The organism is Gordonia sp. NPDC127522, assembly GCF_042672305.1.
GTDB lineage: Bacteria > Actinomycetota > Actinomycetes > Mycobacteriales > Mycobacteriaceae > Gordonia > Gordonia hongkongensis.
Window position 1 is genome coordinate 157,675 of sequence record NZ_JBHXVK010000004.1, and the last position, 19,659, is coordinate 177,333.

Below are 19,659 nucleotides of genomic sequence, written 5' to 3' on the forward strand. Positions count from 1 at the left end.
TGTTGATGAGCGCACCCACCGCAGAGCAGTCCGTCGCCGAAGGCGGCTCCGGCGCCGAGAAGTCCGGCTCCGAGAAGTCCGGCGCCGAGAAGTCCGGGGCCGAGAAGTCCGACACGGAGAAGGTCGTTCTCGGGCTTGCCCGTGCCGCCAAGTCGGCGTCCCGTTCGCTGAGCGGTCTGACGACCGCGGGCAAGAACGAGGTCCTGCTCGCCGCGGCCGACGCCATCGAGGCGGCCACCGACACCATCCTCGCCGCGAACGCGGAGGACATCGCGCGTGCCGAGGCGGCCGACATCGAGGTGAGCCTGCTCGACCGGCTGCGGCTCGACGCCTCGCGCGTGGCCGGTATCGCCAACGGTCTGCGGCAGGTCGCCGTGCTCCCCGACCCGATCGGTGAGGTGGTTGCGGGGAAGACCCTCCCCAACGGGCTGCAGCTGCGCCAGCTGCGCGTGCCCCTGGGGGTCGTGGGCATCGTGTACGAAGCGCGCCCCAACGTCACCGTCGATGCGTTCGGGATCTCCTTCAAGTCCGGGAACGCGGTGCTGCTGCGTGGCTCGTCGTCGGCCGCGTCGTCGAACGCCGAACTCGTGCGCGTGCTGCGGGAGACCCTGTCGGCCAAGGGGGTCAGCGCGGATGCGGTGTCGCTGCTGCCCAGCGACGATCGGTCCAGCGTGACCGCGCTCATCCGGGCGCGCGGACTCGTGGACGTGGTCATCCCCCGTGGCGGCGCGGGCCTCATCGAGGCCGTGGTGTCGAATGCGACGGTCCCGACGATCGAGACCGGCGTAGGCAACTGCCACGTCTACGTCCACGCACTCGCCGACCTCGATGTCGCGGCGCGTGTCATCCTCAACTCCAAGACCCGCCGGCCGAGTGTCTGCAACACCGCGGAGACCGTGCTCATCGACGAGGCCGTCGCGGCCGACGCGCTGCCGCGGATCACCTCGGTGCTGCAGACCCAGGGCGTGGTCATCCACGGCGACGAGCCGGGTATGGAGCCGGCCACCGAGGACGACTGGTCCATGGAATACCTGTCGATGGACATCGCGATGAAGGTGGTCGACGGGCTCGACGCCGCGGTCGCCCACATCGACACCTACGGAACCGGCCACACGGAGGCGATCATCACCACCGACCTGGCGGCCGCCGACGAGTTCACCCGGCGCGTGGATGCCGCCGCCGTCATGGTCAACGCATCGACCGCCTTCACCGACGGCGAGCAGTTCGGATTCGGCGCCGAGATCGGCATCTCCACCCAGAAGCTCCATGCCCGCGGCCCGATGGGCCTGCCGGAACTGACCTCGACCAAATGGGTGGTCTGGGGCAACGGGCACGTGCGGCCCGCCTGATGAGCGCGCCGACCCCGGACGCGGGGACCACGGGATACACCGGCTCGGGCCCGGCCGTCGTGCCGTCGTTCGAGGGTGTCGACGACGTCGTCGGTCGCTTGCGCGCGACGGGTTACCTCGCCGACGACGCCACCGCGACCTCGACCTTCCTGGCCGACCGTCTCGGCAAGCCCTTGCTGGTCGAGGGACCCGCGGGTGTCGGCAAGACCGAACTCGCCCGGTCCATCGCGGCGGCCACTGATGCCGAACTCATCCGCCTGCAGTGCTACGAGGGCATCGACGAGGCCCGCGCGCTGTACGAGTGGAATCACGCCAAGCAGATCCTGCACATCCAGGCGACGGGGGACCGCGCGTGGGATGAGGCCAAGGCCGACATCTTCTCCGATGAGTTCCTCCTGCCGCGGCCACTGCTCAAGGCGATCTCGCGCGAGGGTGCCACCGTGCTCCTCATCGACGAGGTCGACAAGGCCGACGTCGACATGGAGGGTCTGCTGCTGGAAGTGCTCAGCGATTTCGCGATCACCATCCCGGAGATGGGAACCGTTGCCGCTCAGCGTCGTCCGATCGTCCTGCTGACATCGAACGCGACCCGTGAACTGTCCGAGGCGCTCAAGCGTCGTTGTCTGTACCTCTACATCGACTTCCCGGATGCCGAGCGCGAGAAGGAGATCCTCGCGTCGCGGGTGCCGAACCTGTCGGATTCGCTGAGCGCCGAGCTGGTGCGGATCGTCGGTGTCCTGCGCACACTCGACATCCGCAAGAAGCCGTCGGTGGCCGAAACGATCGACTGGGCGAACACGCTGTTGGCACTGGGAGCCGGGGAGAAGGCCACGGCGAAGAGCGGTGGCGGATTCGACGACGGACTCATCGCACGGACTCTCGGTGTCGTGCTGAAGCACCGGCCGGACCTCAAGACGGCTCTCGAAGAACTCAAGCTGGGCTGATGACGGCTCCGCTCGTCGCGCACCTCACCGATTTCGTCGACGAGTTGCGTCGTCGCGGGATCGTGGTCGGGCCGTCGGCGCTGATCGATGCGGCGAGTGCGATGGAGGTCCTCGATCTCCTCGAACGCCCCCGTCTGCGCGAGGGGCTCGCGACGACACTGCTCGTCGATCACGCCCATCGCGGTGTGTTCGACCGGGTCTTCGACCTGTGGTTCCCGCTCGGCGCCGGAATGCGCACCGTGACCGAGGATCTCCCGCGCACCCCCGACGGCGAGCTCGATGTCGAGGCGGTCCGGGACGCGCTGGCGGAGATGCTGGCCGATGACGCGTCGGCGAACGACGGCCGGCTCGACCAGGCCATCGCGATGATCGTCGACGAGTTGGGGCGGTACGGATCGACTCGGGGCGAGGCGTTCTCGGCCTATCAGGCCATCACCGCGGTGAGTCCGCAGACACTGATCGCGAAGATCGCGGCGGCCATGGCCGGTGGTGGCGACGGGGACGGCGGGCGGGCCGGTACGGAACCGCTCTACCGGCAGGCGGCGCGTCAGAAGGCCAACGATCTGCGTGCGGCGATCGAGCGAGAGACCCAGCGGCGCATGGCCGACCGCAACGGCCGCGAGAAGGTCGGCGCCTACGCGGTGCCCCCGCTACCGGAGAACGTCAACTTCCTGTCGGCGGGTGCCAAAGAGCAGGTGGAGATCCGCAAGACCATCGAACCGCTGGCCAGATTGCTGGCCGCGAAGCTCGAGACGAGGCGACGGCGCGCTCACCGCGGCGCGGTCGACGTCCGGAAGACGCTGCGCGCCTCGATGTCCACCGGTGGGGTGCCCATCGAACTCAGTCACCGCAAGCCCCGACCGGGGCGGCCCGAACTCATCATCATCTGCGACGTCTCGGGGTCGGTGGCCGGGTTCAGTCAGTTCACGTTGCGCTTGGTGTATGCACTGCGGCAACAGTTCTCGAAGGTGCGGGTGTTCGCGTTCGTCGACACCGTCGACGAGGTGACCGATTACTTCGACCACGGCGAAGAGGATTTCGGTGCGGCGATGCACCACATGATCTCCACCGCGCGGATCTCCACCCGCGACGGTCACTCGGACTACGGCAACATGCTGGCCGGGTTCGTCGCCGACTACGGCGATACGCTGACCCACCGGGGTGCGTTGCTGATCCTGGGGGACGGGCGGAACAACTATCACGATCCGCACGCCGACGCGCTCGCCGAACTGGTGGAACGGGCCCGCCACGCCTACTGGCTCAACCCGGAGGCCAAGCAGCACTGGGGCACGGGCGACTCGGTCGCGACCGATTACGCGGACGTGATCGACATGTTCGAATGCCGGAACGCCACCCAACTGGGCACGGTCATCGCCGACCTCCTGCCGATCTGACCAGCGCTGCCGATTCGCATCAGTGCTCGACGCGTAGACTGACCGTCCATGTCACCCGACCGCCCGCGTGCGCGCCGTATCGGCGTGATGGGCGGCACGTTCGACCCGATCCACAACGGGCACCTCGTCGCGGCCAGCGAGGTCGCCCACCGGTTCTCGCTGGACGAGGTGATCTTCGTCCCGACCGGCCGGCCCTGGCAGAAGATGGGCGAGGCGACGACGGTGAGCCCGCCGGAGGACCGCTACCTCATGACGGTCATCGCGACCGCGTCGAATCCGCAGTTCAGCGTCAGTCGCGTCGACATCGACCGCGACGGGGACACCTACACCGTGGACACCCTCCGCGACCTGCGGGCGCTGCTCCCGGACGCTCAGCTCTACTTCATCACCGGCGCCGATGCGCTGGAATCGATCCTGTCGTGGCAGGACTGGGAGGAACTTTTCGGACTCGCCCGCTTCGTCGGCGTGAGCCGGCCGGGTTACGAGCTCGATGCCACACATCTGGCGCACCACCTCGAAGCCATGCCGTCCGACACCCTCCACCTCCTCGAGATCCCGGCGCTGGCCATCTCGTCCACCGAGTGCCGGACGCGCGCGTCATTGGGACGGCCCGTCTGGTACCTCGTGCCCGACGGCGTCGTGCAGTACATCGCCAAACGGAAGCTGTATCGTGCGCCTCGGGCGTCGTCGCCCGGTGTCTCCGCCCCGGCGCTTCCCGGGGCCAACCGCCCCGAGAGGCTTCCGCCCGAGGACTCGCCGCCTGGACGGTTCCCGCCCGGGGAACTGCAGAGCGATGCCGATGGGTCGGACCGGACGGTGGGCGAACAGGCCGTGACCGAATGAGAGGACAAGTGTGACTGCGTCAGCTGAAGCGCTGGAGATGGCCAAGGTGGCCGCCCTGGCCGCGGCCGAGAAGCTCGCCCACGAGGTGACGGTGATCGACGTCTCGGAGCAGTTGGTGATCACCGACGCCTTCGTGATCGCCTCCGCCGACAACGAGCGTCAGGTGAACTCGATCGTCGACGAGGTCGAGGAGAAGCTGCGGGAGGCCGGCCACAAGCCGCTGCGGCGCGAAGGCACGCGCGAAGGTCGTTGGGCACTGCTCGATTACGCCGACATCGTGGTGCACATCCAGCACACCGACGAGCGACGCTTCTACGCGCTGGAGAGTCTGTGGAAGGACTGCCCGGTGGTCGAGGTGGACGGGCTGTCGTGAGTGGCGGTCCCGACTCACACGACACCGCCGTCGAACGTCTCACCCCGGTGGTGCGGCGCCTGATCCTGTTGCGGCACGGGCAGACCGAGTACAACGCGGCGAGTCGGATGCAGGGCCAGATCGACACCGACCTGTCCGAACTCGGTGTCCGGCAAGCTGGTTCGGCGGCGGTCGAGCTCGCCAAGCGGCAACCGGTGGTCATCTGGTCGTCGGATCTGCGGCGGGCCCGCGACACCGCCGAGGCGCTCGCGCAACGAACCGGTCTGCCGGTGACCACCGACGTCCGCCTGCGGGAGACACATCTCGGTGAGTGGCAGGGTCTGACGCACCTCGACGTCGATGCCGCGATGCCGGGCGCGCGCGCCGTCTGGCGCGATGACGCGACCTGGACGCCGCCGGGTGGGGAGAGCCGCGTCGACGTCGCCCGACGCTCCACCCCCCTGGTCGACGAGTTGATCGAGCTGCTGCCGGAGTGGGGCGTCGGCGACAACCCGGAGGCGCCGGTGGTGCTGGTGGCCCACGGAGGAGTGATCGCGGCGATGACCGCGGCGCTGCTCGGGCTGCCGGTCGAGAACTGGCCCGTCTTCGGGGGGCTCGCGAACACGAGTTGGGTGCAGCTGTCGGGGCACGGCATGCCCGGCGAACTGCCGCGGTGGCGTCTGGACGTGTGGAATGCGTCCGCCGAGGACTCCGACCCGGCGGTGCAGTGAGCGACGTCCGCCGATGACCGAGGCTGCCGGACCCGGTCCATCCGCTGCCGATGCGCGGGAGCGATGTGTGCTGGTGTTGTCCGACTCGCTCGCGTACTACGGTCCGCAGGGCGGTCTGCCCGCGGATGACCCTCGGATCTGGCCGATGCTCGTGGGCGCTGCGACGCGCTCGGAGGTGCGGCTGTTCGGCCGGATCGGGTGGACGAGCCGGGACGTCTGGTGGGCCCTCACCCAGGACCCGAACATCTGGGCCACCGTGCCCCGCGCCGACGTCGTCGTGCTGGCATTCGGAGGGATGGACACGCTGCCGTCGCCGCTTCCGACGGCCTTTCGGGAGCAGATCCGCTACATCCGGCCGAACGGTTTGCGGCAGCGAATACGCGCGGCCTATGCGTGGATACAACCGCGGGGGTCGCACCTCGGTTGGCCGCTCGCGCTGCCGCCGCACGTCACGATCGAGTACCTGGAGAAGATCCGGGCGGCGCTCACGCAACTGCGTCCGGACCTCCCGATCGTCGTGTGCCTGCCGCCCACTCACCGCAGCCCGTATTACGGCAACGTCCATTCCGGGCGAATCCCGACGACCGCGGCGATGTCGCGATGGGCGTCGAGCCACGGCCTACCGTGTGTCGACTTCTACCCGGTCACCCGGGACGCCTTCGACGACGACACCGCCGAGATGAATCCCGACGGAATCCATTGGGGTTTCTCGTGCCATCGGGGCATCGCCGACCTGGTCGCCCCGGTCGTCGACGCCGTCCGGCGGCGTGCGAATCGCGACGCCGGGGGCCCGACCCCGACGCCCGTGGAGGCCCGGCGCGTGAACCCGTTAACGTAGACGCGTGCCTGTCGTCGTCGTCACAGACTCCTCGTCCCGACTGCCGCGGTCGGTGACCGAGTACTACGGGATTCGGCAGGTCCCACTGCACCTCGCCGTCGGCGACGAGGACTACCGGGAAGGTGTCGACGACATCCCGGCCGACATCGTGACGACGCCGGGCGTGACCACCTCCGGCGCCAACCCCAACGACCTCTCCGAACACTTCGAGTCCGCGCTCGAGGCGAGTCAGGGTGCCGGCGTCGTCGCCGTTCACATGTCGCGCCGGCTGTCGGGGACCTGGAGTTCGGCGCGAATGGCCGCGGAGAAGTTCTCCGGGCAGGTTCGCGTCGTCGATTCCCGATCTGTCGGTCTCGCAGTCGGTTTCACCGCCGTCGCGGCCGCCCAGGCCGCCGCCGGGGGAGCCGACAGGGACCGCGTGTACGAGTCCGCCATCCGACAGGCAGCGACCGTCGACTCGCTGCTGTGTGTGCAGCAACTCGACAATCTGCGCAACAGCGGCCGGATCAGCGCCGCGGGCAAGCTCTTCGGCTCGGCGCTGTCCATCAAACCGATCCTGCACATGGTCGACGGGACCCTGACGCTGAAGGAACGTCATCGCACGTTCTCCAAGGCGCTGGACAAGATGGTCGACGCCGCCGCCGACTCCGCGGGCGGCCGCGCGGTCACGGTCGGCATCCAGCACTGTCAGAGCCCGGACGTCGCCGAGGAACTGCGCGCGGCCGTCCACGCCAAGCTGCGGGTGGTGACCTCCGAGCTGACCGTCGATCTCGGTCCCATCCTCGGCACCCACGTCGGCCCCGGCGCGGTGGGCGTCGTGATCGCCGCGCACCTCGAACCGATCGAAGGTCTCGGCGAGTCCTAGCGGTCCGGCCCGCCGGACTCGGCGTCATCCACAGCTCGCGCTGACCGTCCACAGATCGCGGGCTCCGCGGCTCGCGTGCGGAGCAGCGGCGGCTGTGCGACCTAGCGTGTGGCGTCATGAGCGCATCAGGACGGCGGAACCCGCTGGACCGGCTGGCGCCGGTGGCCGATCTGCCGGGCCGACGGGACGGTACGGCAGGCATCGACCCCGAGTCGCCGCCGCTCGCGCCGGACATCGACGACCCGCTCGGCCCCGTCGAGGAACCCGAGCATCCCGGGTGGGGGATCGGCGGGATGCCGACGTGGCTCGACACGCCGCCGCGAACCCAGCGTCGGCGGTCGGACGCCGACGGCGGCGACGGTGCCGAGGATGACGATGACTTCGACGACGATCCCATCCCTCGACGGCGCTTCGCGGTCGCGCCGCCGGCAGCTCTCGCGCTGATCGCGGTCGGTGTCGTCGTCTGTGCCGTCGCGGCCTTCGGACTGTTCCGCGGGTCGGAGTCGGCGCCGGTCGTGGATTTCGGTGCGGTGGCCGGCACCTCGTCGATGTCGAACCCGTCGACGCCGCCGGCCGTGCCGACCGAATCGATCCCGGCGCAGATGGTGGTCAGTGTCGTCGGTTTGGTGCACACGCCGGGTCTGGTGCAACTCACGCCCGGGGCGCGGGTCGCCGACGCGATCGACCGGGCCGGAGGCGCGCGCAAGAACGCGGATCTGCTGTCGCTGAACCTCGCGCAGGTCCTCCGGGACGGCGATCAGATCCTCGTCGGCTACGCGGGCGGGCAGGGCGAGATGTCGCTGCGCAGCGCCGTCGTCGGGGCTTCCGGCACTCCGCCCGCACCCGCGGGTGCACCCCCGGCAGATCCAGGTGCCCCCGCCGGCGGTTCGGGTGGTCCGCCGACCACCGGCGGACTCGTGAACCTCAACACCGCCACCGAGGCCGACCTCGACGAGTTGCCCGGGGTGGGGCCGGTGACCGCGAAGGCCATCCTGTCGTGGCGGGAACGCAACGGGCGCTTCAGCTCCGTGGACCAGCTCGCCGAGGTCGACGGGATCGGTCCGGCACGCCTGGCCAGACTGCGCGATCTCGTGACGGTCTGACGGGTGGACTACCGCCTGCTGGTACCGGCGATGGCGGTGTGGTCGGTGACGGCGTTCGGGCTGGTGATGCCGCCCGCGTACACGCTCGGGCTGGCGATCTGTTCGGGCGCGGTGGCCTCGGTCGGCACGCTGGTCTGTGCCGGCGGCCGGTTCGGATGGGACGCGGTCGGTTTGATCATCGTCGTGGCCGGACTCGCGGCGGTGTGCGCGACCTCGTTGGCGATCCGGCAGGAGGTCCGCGCCGACCACCCGCTGGCCGCGTCGACCAAGAAGTCGACGGTCGTGCTGACCGTGCGTGGTGATCCGGTGGTCGTCGGGCCGTCGTCGGCCGGACGCGTCCGTCTGCGCGTCGACGTGGAACAGGTTGGTTCGCATCGTGTTCCGACGGCTTCTGCCGACGTGATGGGCGATCTCGGGGAGTGGTCGGGACTGTTGCCCGGGCAACGGGTGGTCACGGTCGCGCGGGTGCGGCCCCCGCCCGAGCACTCGCTTCTGGTGGCGACCCTGACTGCGCAGCAGCCCCGGATCGTCGGCGCGCCGCCCGCTCACCAGCAGGTGGCCGGCGCGATCCGGGAGCGGTTGCAGGTGTTGGCCGCGCGGGCGCTCGACGAGGATGCGGCCGGACTCCTGCCCGGCCTCGTGCTCGGTGACGAGAGCTCCCTCGACGACGGCCTGCGGGACGATTTCCGCGACGCCGGCCTGAGCCATCTGACCGCGGTGAGCGGCAGCAATTTCGCGATCGTGTGCGGGGCAGCGCTTCTCGTGGTTCGCAGTGTGGGTGTGCCACCGCGGGCGGCCGCGGTCGTCGGGCTGGTGGTGATCCTGGCATTCGTGGTGCTCGTCCGGCCGTCGCCTAGTGTCGTGCGTGCCGCGTTGATGGGAGCGGTGGGTGTGTTGGCGCTCTTCGCCTCTCGTCGAGCGCAGGCGTTCCCGGCGCTCGGTGCGGCGGTCGTCGGCGGACTCCTGTGGTGGCCCGAACTGGCGCTGCAACCGGGGTTCGCCTTGTCGGTCGCTGCCACCGCCGCCATCGTGCTGTGGGCCCCGCGACTCCGTGACCGGTTGCGCGAGTGGCGTTGTCCGCCCGGTGTCGCCGAGGTGATCGCGATGGCGGTCACCGCGCAGGTGGTGACGGCGCCGATCGTGGTCGTGGTGACCGGCACGTTCTCGGTGGTGGGAATCGTCGCGAACCTGCTGGTCGCCCCGGTGGTCGCGGTGATCAGCGTGGTCGGCACCCTCGCCGCACTCATCGGCGCGATCGGTCCGCCCGACGGACCCGGCGCGTTCGTCGGGGAGCTGCTGGTGCGTGCCCTCGCGCCCGAGCTGTGGTGGATGGTCGCGTGCGCGCGCACCCTCGGCGGAGTGGGCTGGGCGAGTGTGGAGGTGTGGTCGCCGTTCGGATGAGGCTTGCGACGCTCCGTCGTGTCGCGTGGCCGACCGCCGGCGTCGGGCGCTGCGACCGTGTCGGCACCGTCTGGCACCATTGTCGCCGTGACCGATCGCCTGCACCTGCTGCTCGGAGACGACGACTTCCTCACCGGCCGGGTGATCTCGGCCGTGGTCGACGCCGCGTCGAAAGCAGCGGGCACCCCGGTGCCGGTGACCCGGGTACGTGCCGGCGACGTGAGCGAACACGAACTCGCGGAGCTGCTCAGTCCGTCGCTGTTCGCCGAAGAGCGGATCGTTGTCGTCGAGGCCGCCGCCGACGCGGGCAAGGAGCCGGCCGCGCTCATCGCCGCGACCGCGTCGTCGCTGCCCGAGGGCATCACGCTGATGGTGATCCATCACGGCGGGGGCCGGGCGAAGTCGATGGTCCCCGCCTTGAAGAAGGCCGGGGCCGTCGAACACGAGACGACCGCCCCGAAGTGGCCGTCGGAGCGGATGACGTTCGTGCGCAACGAGTTCCGTTCGCTGGGCGTGAAGGTCGGCGCCGATGTCGTCGAGCAGGTTGTCGAGGGCGTCGGATCGGAACTGCGCGAGCTGGCCGCCGCGTGCGCGCAACTCGTGGCCGACACCGGCGGCAAGGTCGATCGCGACACCGTGCGCCTGTACTACCAGGGCCGTCCCGAGGTGACCGGATTCGAGGTGGCCGACCGGGCGGTGACGGGCGACCGTGCCGGAGCACTGGAATCCCTGGCCTGGGCACTGCACCACGGCGTGCCGCGGGTGCTGCTGGCCGACGCCCTCGCCGAGGCCGTCCACGCCATCGCGCGCATCCGGCCCATGGGGTCGATCAACCACTTCGATGCGGCCCGCGAACTCGGCATGCCGCCCAACCGGGTCAAGAACGTGCAGGCGAAGGCCAAGGCGTGGGATGCGGAATCGATCGCGCGGGCGGTCGGCGTGGTCGCCGCGCTCAACGCGGACGTGAAGGGGCAGGCCGCCGACCCCGATTACAGCCTCACCCACGCCGTCGCCACGGTCGCCGAGCTCCGGCCGGACGGGCGCCGGCGGAGCTGACGCCACGCGGCCGGGTCTTCAGTCGGCCGTCGGACGGGAGTGGCTTCGACTCGGCGCCTCGCTCCGCTCGGGGCCGGCTCAACCAGCGGTGGAACGCCAGACAGAAACGTCGATCACCCCGGCAACCGCGTGGATGCTGCCGGGGTGAGCGAGGTATGCAGATGTGGCGACGGATCAACCGTCGGACCGACCGGGGTCGGTGTCAGATCAGAGCTTGTTGACCGCGAGGGCGATGGCCGACTTCTTGTTGGCGGCCTGGTTGGCGTGGATGACGCCCTTGCTGGCAGCCTTGTCGAGCTTGCGGCTGGCGGTCTGGCCGAGCTCGGCGGCCTTCGCCTTGTCGCCGGACTCGACAGCCTCACGGAAGCTGCGGATGGCGGTACGAAGGGCCGACTTCACCGACTGGTTGCGCTGACGGTTCGCTTCGTTGGTGCGATTGCGCTTGATCTGAGACTTGATGTTTGCCACGCGTGTTACCTCTGTCGTTGCTGGTGGATATGTCTGTCTGTTCGGGTCGGGCGGTCGGCCCTGGGGCTGAACTCGCACCGGGCGGTGTCGGCGCGTGAAGCATCTCCACGGCGTCACCGCAACAGCGCACAACATTACCAGCCGGGGTCAGCCCGCCAAAATCCATGCGTCGGGAACGACGGGCCGCCGCGTCGGCCAATAAGAATCATCGTGAACTTATGTCTACGGTGGACCCATCATGTCCGTCGTTTACGTACACATCGGCCTTCCCAAAACCGGGACCACACACCTCCAGGATCGCCTCTGGCGAAACCGCGACCTGGCGTTGCAATCCTCCGGGCTGCTGTACCCGGGCAACGTGATCTCCGATCACTTCCACGCCGCGGTGCATCTGCAGCCGGAGCGCTACCTCGACTGGGTCGATCCCGCCTTCGCCGGCACCTGGCCGACGCTCCTCGGTCAGATCCGGGCCTGGCCGCAGATCTCGCTACTGTCGCACGAGCTGTACAGCACCGCGACCGTCGACCAGATCGAACGGTTGATGGCCGACCTGTCCTTCGCCGACGAGGTCCACGTGATCGCGACCGTCCGCGACCTCGGCCGCCAACTCCCGTCCGTGTGGCAGGAGAACGTGAAGAACCAGCGCCGCGCGTCGTTCGACGAGTTCGTGGATTCGGTGGCCTTCGCTTCCGAGGGGCGCCGGACCGGCGGTCCCGTCGTCGTCAGTACCCCCGCTGACGATGCCCCGGCCGACGAGGTCGACGAGGAGCCGTTCTGGGAGTTCCAGGACTACGTCGGCATCCTGGAACGGTGGTCGCGCGTCGTCGGACCCGAGCGCGTCCACATCGTCACGGTGCCGCCCCGCGGGGCTGCGTCGGGCGACACGCTCTGGGATCGGTTCCTGCGCGCGATGAACATCGATCCGGTCCCGCTGCGGATCCCGGTCCCCAGCCTGAACAGCTCGCTGTCCGCGCCGCAGGCCGAGTTCCTGCGCGGCCTCAACCGCCGCCTGCAGCCGGACGTCATCGAGTGGCGCCGATACGAGCGGATCATCAAGGGGCAGGTGATCGGGGAGATCCTGTTCGAGGCGCCGTCCGGCCCGCCGCAGGGACTCTCGGACAAGAGCCGGGGGTGGGCGGCGGGGGAGTCCCGGCGAATGGTCGCGGCGGTCCGCGACGCCGGCTACGACGTCGTCGGTGACCTCGACGATCTGGTGGTGTCGCCCGAACACGACGCCGGCGACGTACCGCCGCCGTCGGACGGCGAGGTGCTCGACGTCGCGCTCGACACGATCGCGGCGATGGTGCTCGCGGCGCCCTTGCCCAAGGTCGGACCCCGTGCGCGGACGCGGGCGGCGAATGTGGTGCGCAGGGTCAAGCGGCGGGTGATCGCTGCGCGCCGATCATCCTGATCGGTGGCCCCGGAACGGCGGTGCGGCTTCGTCGATGACACGGCCGGTCGACGTCCTGCCGATTTCGGCATTCTGTAGCACCATGGCAGTTTATGACCCCCGCATCGACAAGTGCGCCAGCCAAGAAGGCGGCGCGTAAGTCCGCAGCCGCGAAAGCGGCGTCGTCCGCCTCGTCGGGACGGACGGCCTCCGCCAAGTCCGGTTCGACCAAGGGTTCCGGTTCCGGTTCCGGCAGCCGGTCGGCGAAGGGCGCGGGCGACGCAACCACCGGGGAGAACTTCACCGGCAACTTCGGCGGGTACGCAAAAGGCCCGTACGGCAAGGCATATGACGAGATGTTCGATGCCGCCGGCGAGGTGCGGACACCGTACCGCGGTATCTACAAGGCCATGGCCGACGAGGATCAGTCCGACCTCGTGGAGGCCCGTGTGGAGGCCCTCGGGCGTGCCTATCTCGACCAGGGTGTGACGTTCTCGCTGTCCGGCAAGGAACGCCCCTTCCCGTTGGATGTTGTGCCACGGGTGATCTCGGCGGCGGAGTGGAACAAGCTCGAGGCGGGTATCACCCAGCGCGTACAGGCGCTGGAACTCTTCCTCGACGACATCTACGGCGAGCAGGAGATCCTGCGCGACGGGGTATTGCCCAAGCGACTCGTCCACTCCTGTGAGCACTTTCATCGACAGGCGGCAAACATCCGGCCGCCCAACGGTGTTCGCATCCACGTCGCGGGTATCGACCTGATCCGCGACGAGAACGGCGACTTCCGGGTCCTCGAGGACAATCTGCGGTCGCCGTCGGGCGTCTCCTATGTGCTCGAGAACCGGCGCGCGATGGCCCGCGTCTTCCCGGATCTGTTCTCGAAACACAAGGTGCGTGCGGTCGCCGACTATCCGAGCCACCTCCTGCGCGCACTGCGGGCGTCGGCGGCGTTCAACGAGGCCGACCCGAACATCGTCGTGCTCACCCCGGGCGTGGCCAACTCCGCCTACTTCGAGCACTCGCTCCTCGCACGCCTGATGGGCGTCGAGCTGGTCGAGGGCCGTGACCTGTTCTGCCGCGACAACGTCGTGTACATGCGCACGACCGAGGGGGAGCAGCGGGTCGATGTCATCTATCGCCGCATCGACGACGACTTCCTGGATCCCATGCAGTTCCGCCCCGATTCGATGCTCGGCGTGGCGGGGCTGCTGAACGCCGCACGCGCGGGCAACGTGGTGATCTCCAGTGCGGTCGGCAACGGCGTCGGCGACGACAAGTTGATCTACACCTACGTCCCGGAGATCATCCAGTACTACCTCGGCGAGAAGCCGAGTCTCCAGAACGTGGACACGCTGCGCTGCTGGCTCCCCGACGAGTGCGAGGAGGTACTCGACCGCATCGACGAACTCGTCGTGAAACCCGTTGAGGGATCGGGCGGTTACGGCATCGTCTTCGGCCCCGACGCGACCGGCGCCGAATTGGACGCACTGGCACGCAAGGTCCGCAACGATCCGCGCGGGTGGATCGCGCAGCCGGTCGTGCAGCTGTCGACGGTACCGACGAAGATCGGTGACGACATCCGACCGCGCCATGTTGACCTGCGTCCGTTCGCGGTCAACGACGGTGAGTCCGTGTGGGTCCTGCCCGGCGGCCTGACCCGGGTGGCGCTGCCGGAGGGATCGCTCGTCGTCAACTCGAGCCAGGGCGGCGGTTCCAAGGACACCTGGGTGCTGGCCTCGCGTACCTCCGAGGGGGACCGGGAGTTGTCGGGTGCGAAGGTCGTGACGACGAGCGGAGTCGCCGCCGCCCGGCCGGCGGAGAGCGCCCCCGACCCGGTGCACACGCAGACTCAACAGCAACAGCAGGGTTCGATGACGCAGCAGATGGGTTCCATGACGCAGCAGATGGGTGGCATGACGCCGCAACCGAATCCGACGACCGCGTCCGGCGACATGACCCAGCAGCAGAGCGGTGATGTCCGATGATGCTGGCGCGGAACGCCGAATCGCTCTACTGGATCGGCAGATACGTCGAGCGCGCCGACGACATGGCGCGCATCCTCGATGTCGCGATCCACCAGATCCTCGAGGACACCACGGTCGACGTCGACCGGCAGGCACGCCTGATCATCCAGGTGCTCGGACTCACCGCGCCGGAGGACGACGACGAGCTCGACGTCTGGTCGCTGACCGAACGCGTCGCCTACGACGCCGACGCGGTGGGGTCGATCGTCGACCTGATCCGGGCGGCGCGGGAAAACGCCCGGGGCGCAAGGGAAGTCACGTCCAGCGAGTTGTGGGAATGCCTGAACACCACCTACAACGGACTCGACGGCGCCGAGCGGCGCTCGCGTCGCCTCGGTCCCCACGAGTTCCTGTCGTACGTGAAGAACCGGGCGGCGATGTTCGCGGGCCTCGCCGACGCCACGCTCAGCCACGACGACGGCTACCGGTATCTGCTGCTGGGTCGGTCGGTGGAGCGGGTCGACATGACCATCCGGATGTTGCTGTCCCGCGCCGGAGATCGGACGACGTCGCCGGCCTGGGTGAACGTCCTCGTGTCCGCCGGCGGGCACGACACCTTCCTGCGCACCTACCGCGGTGTGTTGGACGCGGAGAACATCGTCGAGTTCATGCTTCTCGACCGGCTGTTCCCACGGTCGATCTTCCACGCCCTCAGCGTCGCCGAGCGCAATCTGGGCCAGCTCGAGAGTGGGCCGAGCCGCGTCGGGGCCCAGGCCGAGGCGCAGTTGCTGCTGGGCCGCGCGCGCAGTTCGCTCGAGTTCCTCGAGCCCGGGAAGTTGCTCGACGATCTGCAGGACCGGCTCGTCGACCTGCAGGACACCTGCCGAGCGGTCAACGAGGCGGTCACGAAGCAGTATTTCCATGTGTCGCCTTATGTCTCGTGGGCCGACGCCCGCGTCAGCGACGGGCATGTCATCGAGGAGAGTGAGCTGTGAGCTGGCGTCTGCGTGTTGTCCATTCCACGGGTTTCGCCTACCACAGTCCGGTCACCTCGTCGTACAACGAAGCCCGGCTCACCCCGCGCAGCGACGCCCGCCAGAACGTGATCGTCAACCGGGTCGAGACCGTCCCGGCGACGAGGTCCTACCGGTACACCGACTACTGGGGTACCGCGGTCACCGCCTTCGATCTGCACGCGCCGCACAACGAACTCGAGGTCTCGGGGCTGTCGGTCGTCGAAACCGAGGCCGGACAACGCCCCGACGAAGAGGATCAGGTGTCGTGGGACGACATCAACGGCGAGGCGATCAAGGACCGCTACGACGAGATGCTGTCCTACACGGAGTTCGTCGCCCGTAACAGGCAGTTGCTCTCGACCGCGAAGAAGGTCACCAAGGGACTGACGCCCCAGGAGGCTGTCGAGGCCGTGTGCCGCTTCATCTACACCGAGATGGAATACGTCCCAGGGACGACGGGTGTGCACACCACGGCTGTCGACGCGTGGACCGATCGCAAGGGCGTGTGTCAGGACTACGCGCATCTCACCCTGCTGATGCTCCGCGGGCTCGGCATCCCCGCCCGGTACGTGTCGGGTTATCTCCATCCCGAACCCGACGCCGAGATCGACAAGACGGTGCAGGGTCAGAGTCACGCCTGGATCGAGGCGTGGACGGGCGGCTGGTGGGGATACGACCCGACCAACGACACCCCGATCACCGAGCAGCATGTGTCGGTGGGTGTGGGTCGTGACTACGCCGATGTGTCGCCGCTGAAGGGCATCTACACCGGCGGCGGCGCGACCGACCTCGACGTCATCGTCGAGATCACCCGGCTCGCCTAGGGTTTCGTCCTCCGGGTCACCGCCAGCCGTAGTGCCGGCGGAGTTGCTGCGCAACGGCGTCGAACGTCGTGCGGTCGAGGATCGCGCCTTCCCGGCGGATGCCGTCGTCGTCGACGACGAGTACACGGTCGAGGCACACGAAGCTCGGCCGGCCCTGGGAATCCCATGCGCCCGACCCGACGGGAAGCCAGTTGCCGTCATCCCGGTGGTCCTTGCTCGACAGCATGAGCCCGAGCACGGTGTCGGACCGGTCGGCCCGGGCGTCCCGGCCGACGACCAGGACCGGCCGGTCCTTACCCTGGTTCGGGTCGTCCTCGTAGGCGACCCAGGTCCACACGATCTCGCCGGGGTCGGCGTCGCCGTCGAGGTCGGGGGAGTAGCTGATGGTGCGGGCGAGATCGGTTGTCGGCCGAAGTGCGGGCCGGGCGTCGCGACTGGTCACCGTCAGGAGTCCTCTCCGGAGATGCGGGGTAGCAGGAAGTCCTCGACCGCGTCCGCGGTGAGGGCTGCGGTGGGTTTTCTCTTCGGGTTGAGGTCGTGTCCGACCTGCTCGAGTTCGACGATGTGTGTCGGCGCGTCGATGAGGCCGATCGCGCGGGTCATTTCGTCGGTGGTGCCGAACGGGTCGGTGCTCCCGTGGACCACGAGGGTGGGGACGGTGATCGACGGCAGGTGTTCGGTGCGTAGTCGGTCGGGCTTGCCCGGCGGATGCAGCGGATACGACGTCAGCAGCAGGCCGTCGGCCAGAGCTGTTCCGTCCTCGGCGACGGCCATCGAGGACTGTCGCCCGCCATAGGAGTGGCCACCGACGATCAGCGGCCCGTCGGACTCGGCGCGCAGCGTCGCGCACGCGGCACGGATGCCGTCCCGGTCGGCGGCGGCGGTGGACGGGCTGGGCGGGCCCTTGGGCCGGCGCCGTCGATACGGCAGGTCGATCCGGGCGACGACGAACCCGCGGTCGCACAGTTCCTCGGCCAGGGCACGCAGGATCACGGCGTCGCGGTTGCCACCTGCGCCGTGGGCGAGGACGAGCGTGGCACGTGCCGGGATCCCCGGGCGGTGTACCTCGGCGGCGACGTCGTCGGACTCGATGGTGGTGACGGTGGACGCGGACACGGCTGCCACCGTAGCGCCTCCCGGGTGTTCGCGGACCCCGCGGCGACGTGGCCCGACGCGCCGCCGGCGCCGCTCATGAGAAACTGGAGCACATCCCGTATCCGTACCCGTTCGCTACCGAAGTTCTCGTTCGAGGAGTAGTTCCATTCCCACCTTCGCCGACACCACCTTCACCGATCCGGCACGTATCCGGAACTTCTGCATCATCGCCCACATCGACCACGGCAAGTCGACGCTGGCAGACCGGATGCTGCAGCTCACCGGCGTCGTCGAAGAGCGGCAGATGCGGGCGCAGTACCTCGATCGGATGGACATCGAGCGCGAGCGCGGCATCACCATCAAGGCGCAGAACGTGCGCCTGCCGTGGACGGTGAAGTCGGCGGAGGGTGACGAGGACTACGTCCTGCACCTCATCGACACCCCCGGGCACGTCGACTTCACCTACGAGGTGTCCCGCGCTCTGGAGGCGTGCGAGGGAGCTGTCCTGCTCGTCGACGCCGCGCAGGGCATCGAGGCCCAGACCCTCGCCAACCTGTATCTGGCGATGGAGAACGACCTCACCATCATCCCGGTGCTGAACAAGATCGACCTGCCCGCGGCCGACCCCGAGCGCTACGCTGCCGAACTCGCGCACATCGTGGGCTGCGAGCCGGAGGACGTGCTGCGTGTGTCGGGCAAGACCGGCGTCGGGGTCACCGAGCTGCTCGACGAGGTCATCCGGAAGGTGCCGGCTCCGGTGGGCGACCCCGACGCCCCGGCGCGCGCGATGATCTTCGACTCGGTGTACGACACCTATCGCGGCGTGGTCACCTACGTCCGTGTCGTCGACGGCAAGATCGTGCCGCGGGAGAAGATCCTGATGATGTCGACCGGCACCACGCACGAGCTGCTCGAGGTGGGCATCGTGTCCCCGGAGCCGAAGCCGACCAAGGGTCTGGGCGTCGGCGAGGTCGGCTACCTCATCACCGGCGTGAAAGACGTCCGCCAGTCGAAGGTCGGCGACACCGTCACCACCGCCCGCCGGGGTGCCGAGCAGGCGCTGACGGGGTACCGCGAGCCGCGCCCGATGGTCTACTCGGGGCTGTACCCGCTCGACGGCTCCGACTACCCGGTCCTGCGTGAGGCGCTCGAGAAGCTGCAGCTCAACGACGCCGCCCTGACCTTCGAGCCGGAGACCTCGGTCGCGCTCGGCTTCGGGTTCCGCTGCGGCTTCCTCGGCCTGCTGCACATGGAGATCACCCGCGAGCGTCTCGAGCGCGAATTCAACCTCGACCTGATCTCGACCGCCCCCAACGTCGTCTACCGGGTGGTGATGGAAGACGGTTCGGAGCATGTGGTGACCAACCCGTCGGACTGGCCGGAAGGCAAGACCCGGCACATCTACGAACCCATCGTCAAGACCACCGTGATCGCGCCGAGCGAATTCATCGGCGCGATCATGGAGCTGTGTCAGTCCCGTCGAGGTGAGCTCGGCGGTATGGACTATCTGTCGGAGACGCGCGTGGAACTGCGGTACACGCTGCCCATGGCCGAGATCATCTTCGACTTCTTCGACGCCTTGAAGTCGCGGACGCGTGGCTACGCCAGTCTCGACTACGAGGAGGCGGGCGAGCAGGAAGCCGATCTGGTGAAGGTCGACATCCTGCTGCAGGGCGAGGCCGTCGACGCGTTCAGTGCGATCGTCCACAAGGACGCGGCGTATGCCTACGGCAATCGGATGGCGATAAAGCTCAAGGAGCTCATCCCGCGTCAGCAGTTCGAGGTTCCGGTGCAGGCCGCCGTCGGCTCGAAGATCATTGCGCGAGAGAACATCCGAGCCATCCGCAAGGACGTGCTCGCGAAGTGCTACGGCGGCGACATCAGCCGTAAGCGCAAACTGCTCGAGAAGCAGAAAGAGGGCAAGAAGCGGATGAAGACCATCGGCCGCGTCGAGGTCCCGCAAGAGGCCTTCGTGGCCGCGCTCTCCACCGACGCGGTGGGTGACAAGCCGAAGGGGAAGTGATGG

At 68.8% G+C, this 19,659-nt stretch carries 19 protein-coding genes; 16 read left to right on the forward strand and 3 right to left on the reverse strand.

The window, feature by feature from the left end:
* Window positions 1-5 precede the first annotated feature (5 nt).
* The 11 genes from ACFVHY_RS11090 to holA all read left to right on the forward strand — a co-directional run bounded on the left by ACFVHY_RS11090 (window position 6) and on the right by holA (window position 10,876).
* Complete coding sequence (locus ACFVHY_RS11090) at window positions 6-1,349, forward strand: glutamate-5-semialdehyde dehydrogenase (RefSeq protein ID WP_390271706.1); 1,344 nt, start codon at window positions 6-8, stop codon at window positions 1,347-1,349.
* Entirely contained in the window at window positions 1,349-2,293 is a 945-nt protein-coding gene (locus ACFVHY_RS11095; RefSeq protein WP_390271708.1) for an AAA family ATPase, read from the forward strand. The genes ACFVHY_RS11090 and ACFVHY_RS11095 overlap by 1 nt, the downstream gene beginning before the upstream one ends.
* Window positions 2,293-3,687 carry a VWA domain-containing protein gene (locus ACFVHY_RS11100; RefSeq protein WP_390271710.1) on the forward strand — a complete coding sequence of 465 codons (1,395 nt, stop codon included), beginning with the start codon at window positions 2,293-2,295 and terminating at the stop codon, window positions 3,685-3,687. The genes ACFVHY_RS11095 and ACFVHY_RS11100 overlap by 1 nt, the downstream gene beginning before the upstream one ends.
* A 48-nt stretch (window positions 3,688-3,735) precedes the next feature.
* The gene (gene nadD / locus ACFVHY_RS11105; RefSeq protein WP_390271712.1) at window positions 3,736-4,530 is read left to right on the forward strand and encodes a nicotinate-nucleotide adenylyltransferase; all 795 of its coding nucleotides are present in this window, start codon (window positions 3,736-3,738) and stop codon (window positions 4,528-4,530) included.
* A 10-nt stretch (window positions 4,531-4,540) separates the two neighbouring features.
* On the forward strand, window positions 4,541-4,903 hold the full coding sequence (gene rsfS / locus ACFVHY_RS11110; RefSeq protein ID WP_004023080.1) for a ribosome silencing factor: 363 nt from the start codon (window positions 4,541-4,543) through the stop codon (window positions 4,901-4,903).
* Window positions 4,900-5,613, forward strand: coding sequence for a histidine phosphatase family protein (locus tag ACFVHY_RS11115; protein ID WP_247449669.1), 714 nt, complete (start codon window positions 4,900-4,902; stop codon window positions 5,611-5,613). Before rsfS ends, ACFVHY_RS11115 begins: the two co-directional genes overlap by 4 nt.
* 13 nt (window positions 5,614-5,626) lie before the next feature.
* Entirely contained in the window at window positions 5,627-6,451 is an 825-nt protein-coding gene (octT, locus tag ACFVHY_RS11120; protein ID WP_390271714.1) for a diglucosylglycerate octanoyltransferase, read from the forward strand.
* 4 nt (window positions 6,452-6,455) lie between these two features.
* The gene (locus tag ACFVHY_RS11125; protein WP_390271716.1) at window positions 6,456-7,316 is read left to right on the forward strand and encodes a DegV family protein; all 861 of its coding nucleotides are present in this window, start codon (window positions 6,456-6,458) and stop codon (window positions 7,314-7,316) included.
* A gap of 116 nt (window positions 7,317-7,432) precedes the next feature.
* A complete protein-coding gene (locus ACFVHY_RS11130) occupies window positions 7,433-8,419 on the forward strand; it encodes a helix-hairpin-helix domain-containing protein (RefSeq protein ID WP_390271717.1) in 987 nt (328 codons plus the stop codon).
* Between the two features lie 3 nt (window positions 8,420-8,422).
* Window positions 8,423-9,820, forward strand: coding sequence for a ComEC/Rec2 family competence protein (locus ACFVHY_RS11135; RefSeq protein WP_390271719.1), 1,398 nt, complete (start codon window positions 8,423-8,425; stop codon window positions 9,818-9,820).
* Window positions 9,821-9,907: 87 nt separating this feature from the next.
* The gene (holA, locus tag ACFVHY_RS11140) at window positions 9,908-10,876 is read left to right on the forward strand and encodes a DNA polymerase III subunit delta (RefSeq protein WP_137808978.1); all 969 of its coding nucleotides are present in this window, start codon (window positions 9,908-9,910) and stop codon (window positions 10,874-10,876) included.
* A 207-nt stretch (window positions 10,877-11,083) separates the two neighbouring features.
* Here holA and rpsT read toward each other — a convergent pair whose 3' ends face one another.
* Window positions 11,084-11,344 (reverse strand): 30S ribosomal protein S20, encoded by a 261-nt coding sequence (rpsT, locus tag ACFVHY_RS11145; RefSeq protein WP_004023072.1) that lies wholly within the window; start codon window positions 11,342-11,344, stop codon window positions 11,084-11,086.
* Between the two features lie 238 nt (window positions 11,345-11,582).
* On the opposite strand from rpsT, the gene ACFVHY_RS11150 reads away from it, so the two are divergent.
* The 4 genes from ACFVHY_RS11150 (at window position 11,583) to ACFVHY_RS11165 (ending at window position 16,538) form a co-directional block, all read left to right on the forward strand.
* Window positions 11,583-12,755, forward strand: coding sequence for a sulfotransferase family protein (locus tag ACFVHY_RS11150; RefSeq protein WP_390271721.1), 1,173 nt, complete (start codon window positions 11,583-11,585; stop codon window positions 12,753-12,755).
* 92 nt (window positions 12,756-12,847) lie between these two features.
* A complete protein-coding gene (locus ACFVHY_RS11155; RefSeq protein WP_390271723.1) occupies window positions 12,848-14,719 on the forward strand; it encodes a circularly permuted type 2 ATP-grasp protein in 1,872 nt (623 codons plus the stop codon).
* Window positions 14,716-15,693: an alpha-E domain-containing protein gene (locus tag ACFVHY_RS11160; RefSeq protein ID WP_058252096.1), complete on the forward strand. Its 978-nt coding sequence runs from the start codon at window positions 14,716-14,718 to the stop codon at window positions 15,691-15,693. The genes ACFVHY_RS11155 and ACFVHY_RS11160 overlap by 4 nt, the downstream gene beginning before the upstream one ends.
* On the forward strand, window positions 15,690-16,538 hold the full coding sequence (locus ACFVHY_RS11165) for a transglutaminase family protein (protein WP_065631479.1): 849 nt from the start codon (window positions 15,690-15,692) through the stop codon (window positions 16,536-16,538). The genes ACFVHY_RS11160 and ACFVHY_RS11165 overlap by 4 nt, the downstream gene beginning before the upstream one ends.
* 16 nt (window positions 16,539-16,554) lie before the next feature.
* Here the strand turns inward: ACFVHY_RS11165 and ACFVHY_RS11170 are convergent, their stop codons facing one another.
* Entirely contained in the window at window positions 16,555-16,980 is a 426-nt protein-coding gene (locus tag ACFVHY_RS11170) for a type II toxin-antitoxin system PemK/MazF family toxin (RefSeq protein ID WP_390271725.1), read from the reverse strand.
* A 2-nt stretch (window positions 16,981-16,982) separates the two neighbouring features.
* Window positions 16,983-17,663: an alpha/beta fold hydrolase gene (locus tag ACFVHY_RS11175; protein WP_390271727.1), complete on the reverse strand. Its 681-nt coding sequence runs from the start codon at window positions 17,661-17,663 to the stop codon at window positions 16,983-16,985.
* 136 nt (window positions 17,664-17,799) lie between these two features.
* Between ACFVHY_RS11175 and lepA the strand changes: the two genes are divergently transcribed.
* Entirely contained in the window at window positions 17,800-19,656 is a 1,857-nt protein-coding gene (gene lepA / locus ACFVHY_RS11180) for a translation elongation factor 4 (RefSeq protein WP_390271863.1), read from the forward strand.
* The last annotated feature ends 3 nt before the right edge of the window (window positions 19,657-19,659 follow it).

What these genes read in the sequence shown, in the direction of transcription:
- ACFVHY_RS11090 (WP_390271706.1), top strand. Translation starts at nt 6, where the DNA reads ATGAGCGCACCCACCGCAGAGCAGTCCGTCGCCGAAGGCGGCTCCGGC.
- ACFVHY_RS11095 (WP_390271708.1), top strand. Translation starts at nt 1,349, where the DNA reads ATGAGCGCGCCGACCCCGGACGCGGGGACCACGGGATACACCGGCTCG.
- ACFVHY_RS11100 (WP_390271710.1), top strand. Translation starts at nt 2,293, where the DNA reads ATGACGGCTCCGCTCGTCGCGCACCTCACCGATTTCGTCGACGAGTTG.
- nadD (WP_390271712.1), top strand. Translation starts at nt 3,736, where the DNA reads ATGTCACCCGACCGCCCGCGTGCGCGCCGTATCGGCGTGATGGGCGGC.
- octT (WP_390271714.1), top strand. Translation starts at nt 5,627, where the DNA reads ATGACCGAGGCTGCCGGACCCGGTCCATCCGCTGCCGATGCGCGGGAG.
- ACFVHY_RS11130 (WP_390271717.1), top strand. Translation starts at nt 7,433, where the DNA reads ATGAGCGCATCAGGACGGCGGAACCCGCTGGACCGGCTGGCGCCGGTG.
- ACFVHY_RS11150 (WP_390271721.1), top strand. Translation starts at nt 11,583, where the DNA reads ATGTCCGTCGTTTACGTACACATCGGCCTTCCCAAAACCGGGACCACA.
- ACFVHY_RS11155 (WP_390271723.1), top strand. Translation starts at nt 12,848, where the DNA reads ATGACCCCCGCATCGACAAGTGCGCCAGCCAAGAAGGCGGCGCGTAAG.
- ACFVHY_RS11160 (WP_058252096.1), top strand. Translation starts at nt 14,716, where the DNA reads ATGATGCTGGCGCGGAACGCCGAATCGCTCTACTGGATCGGCAGATAC.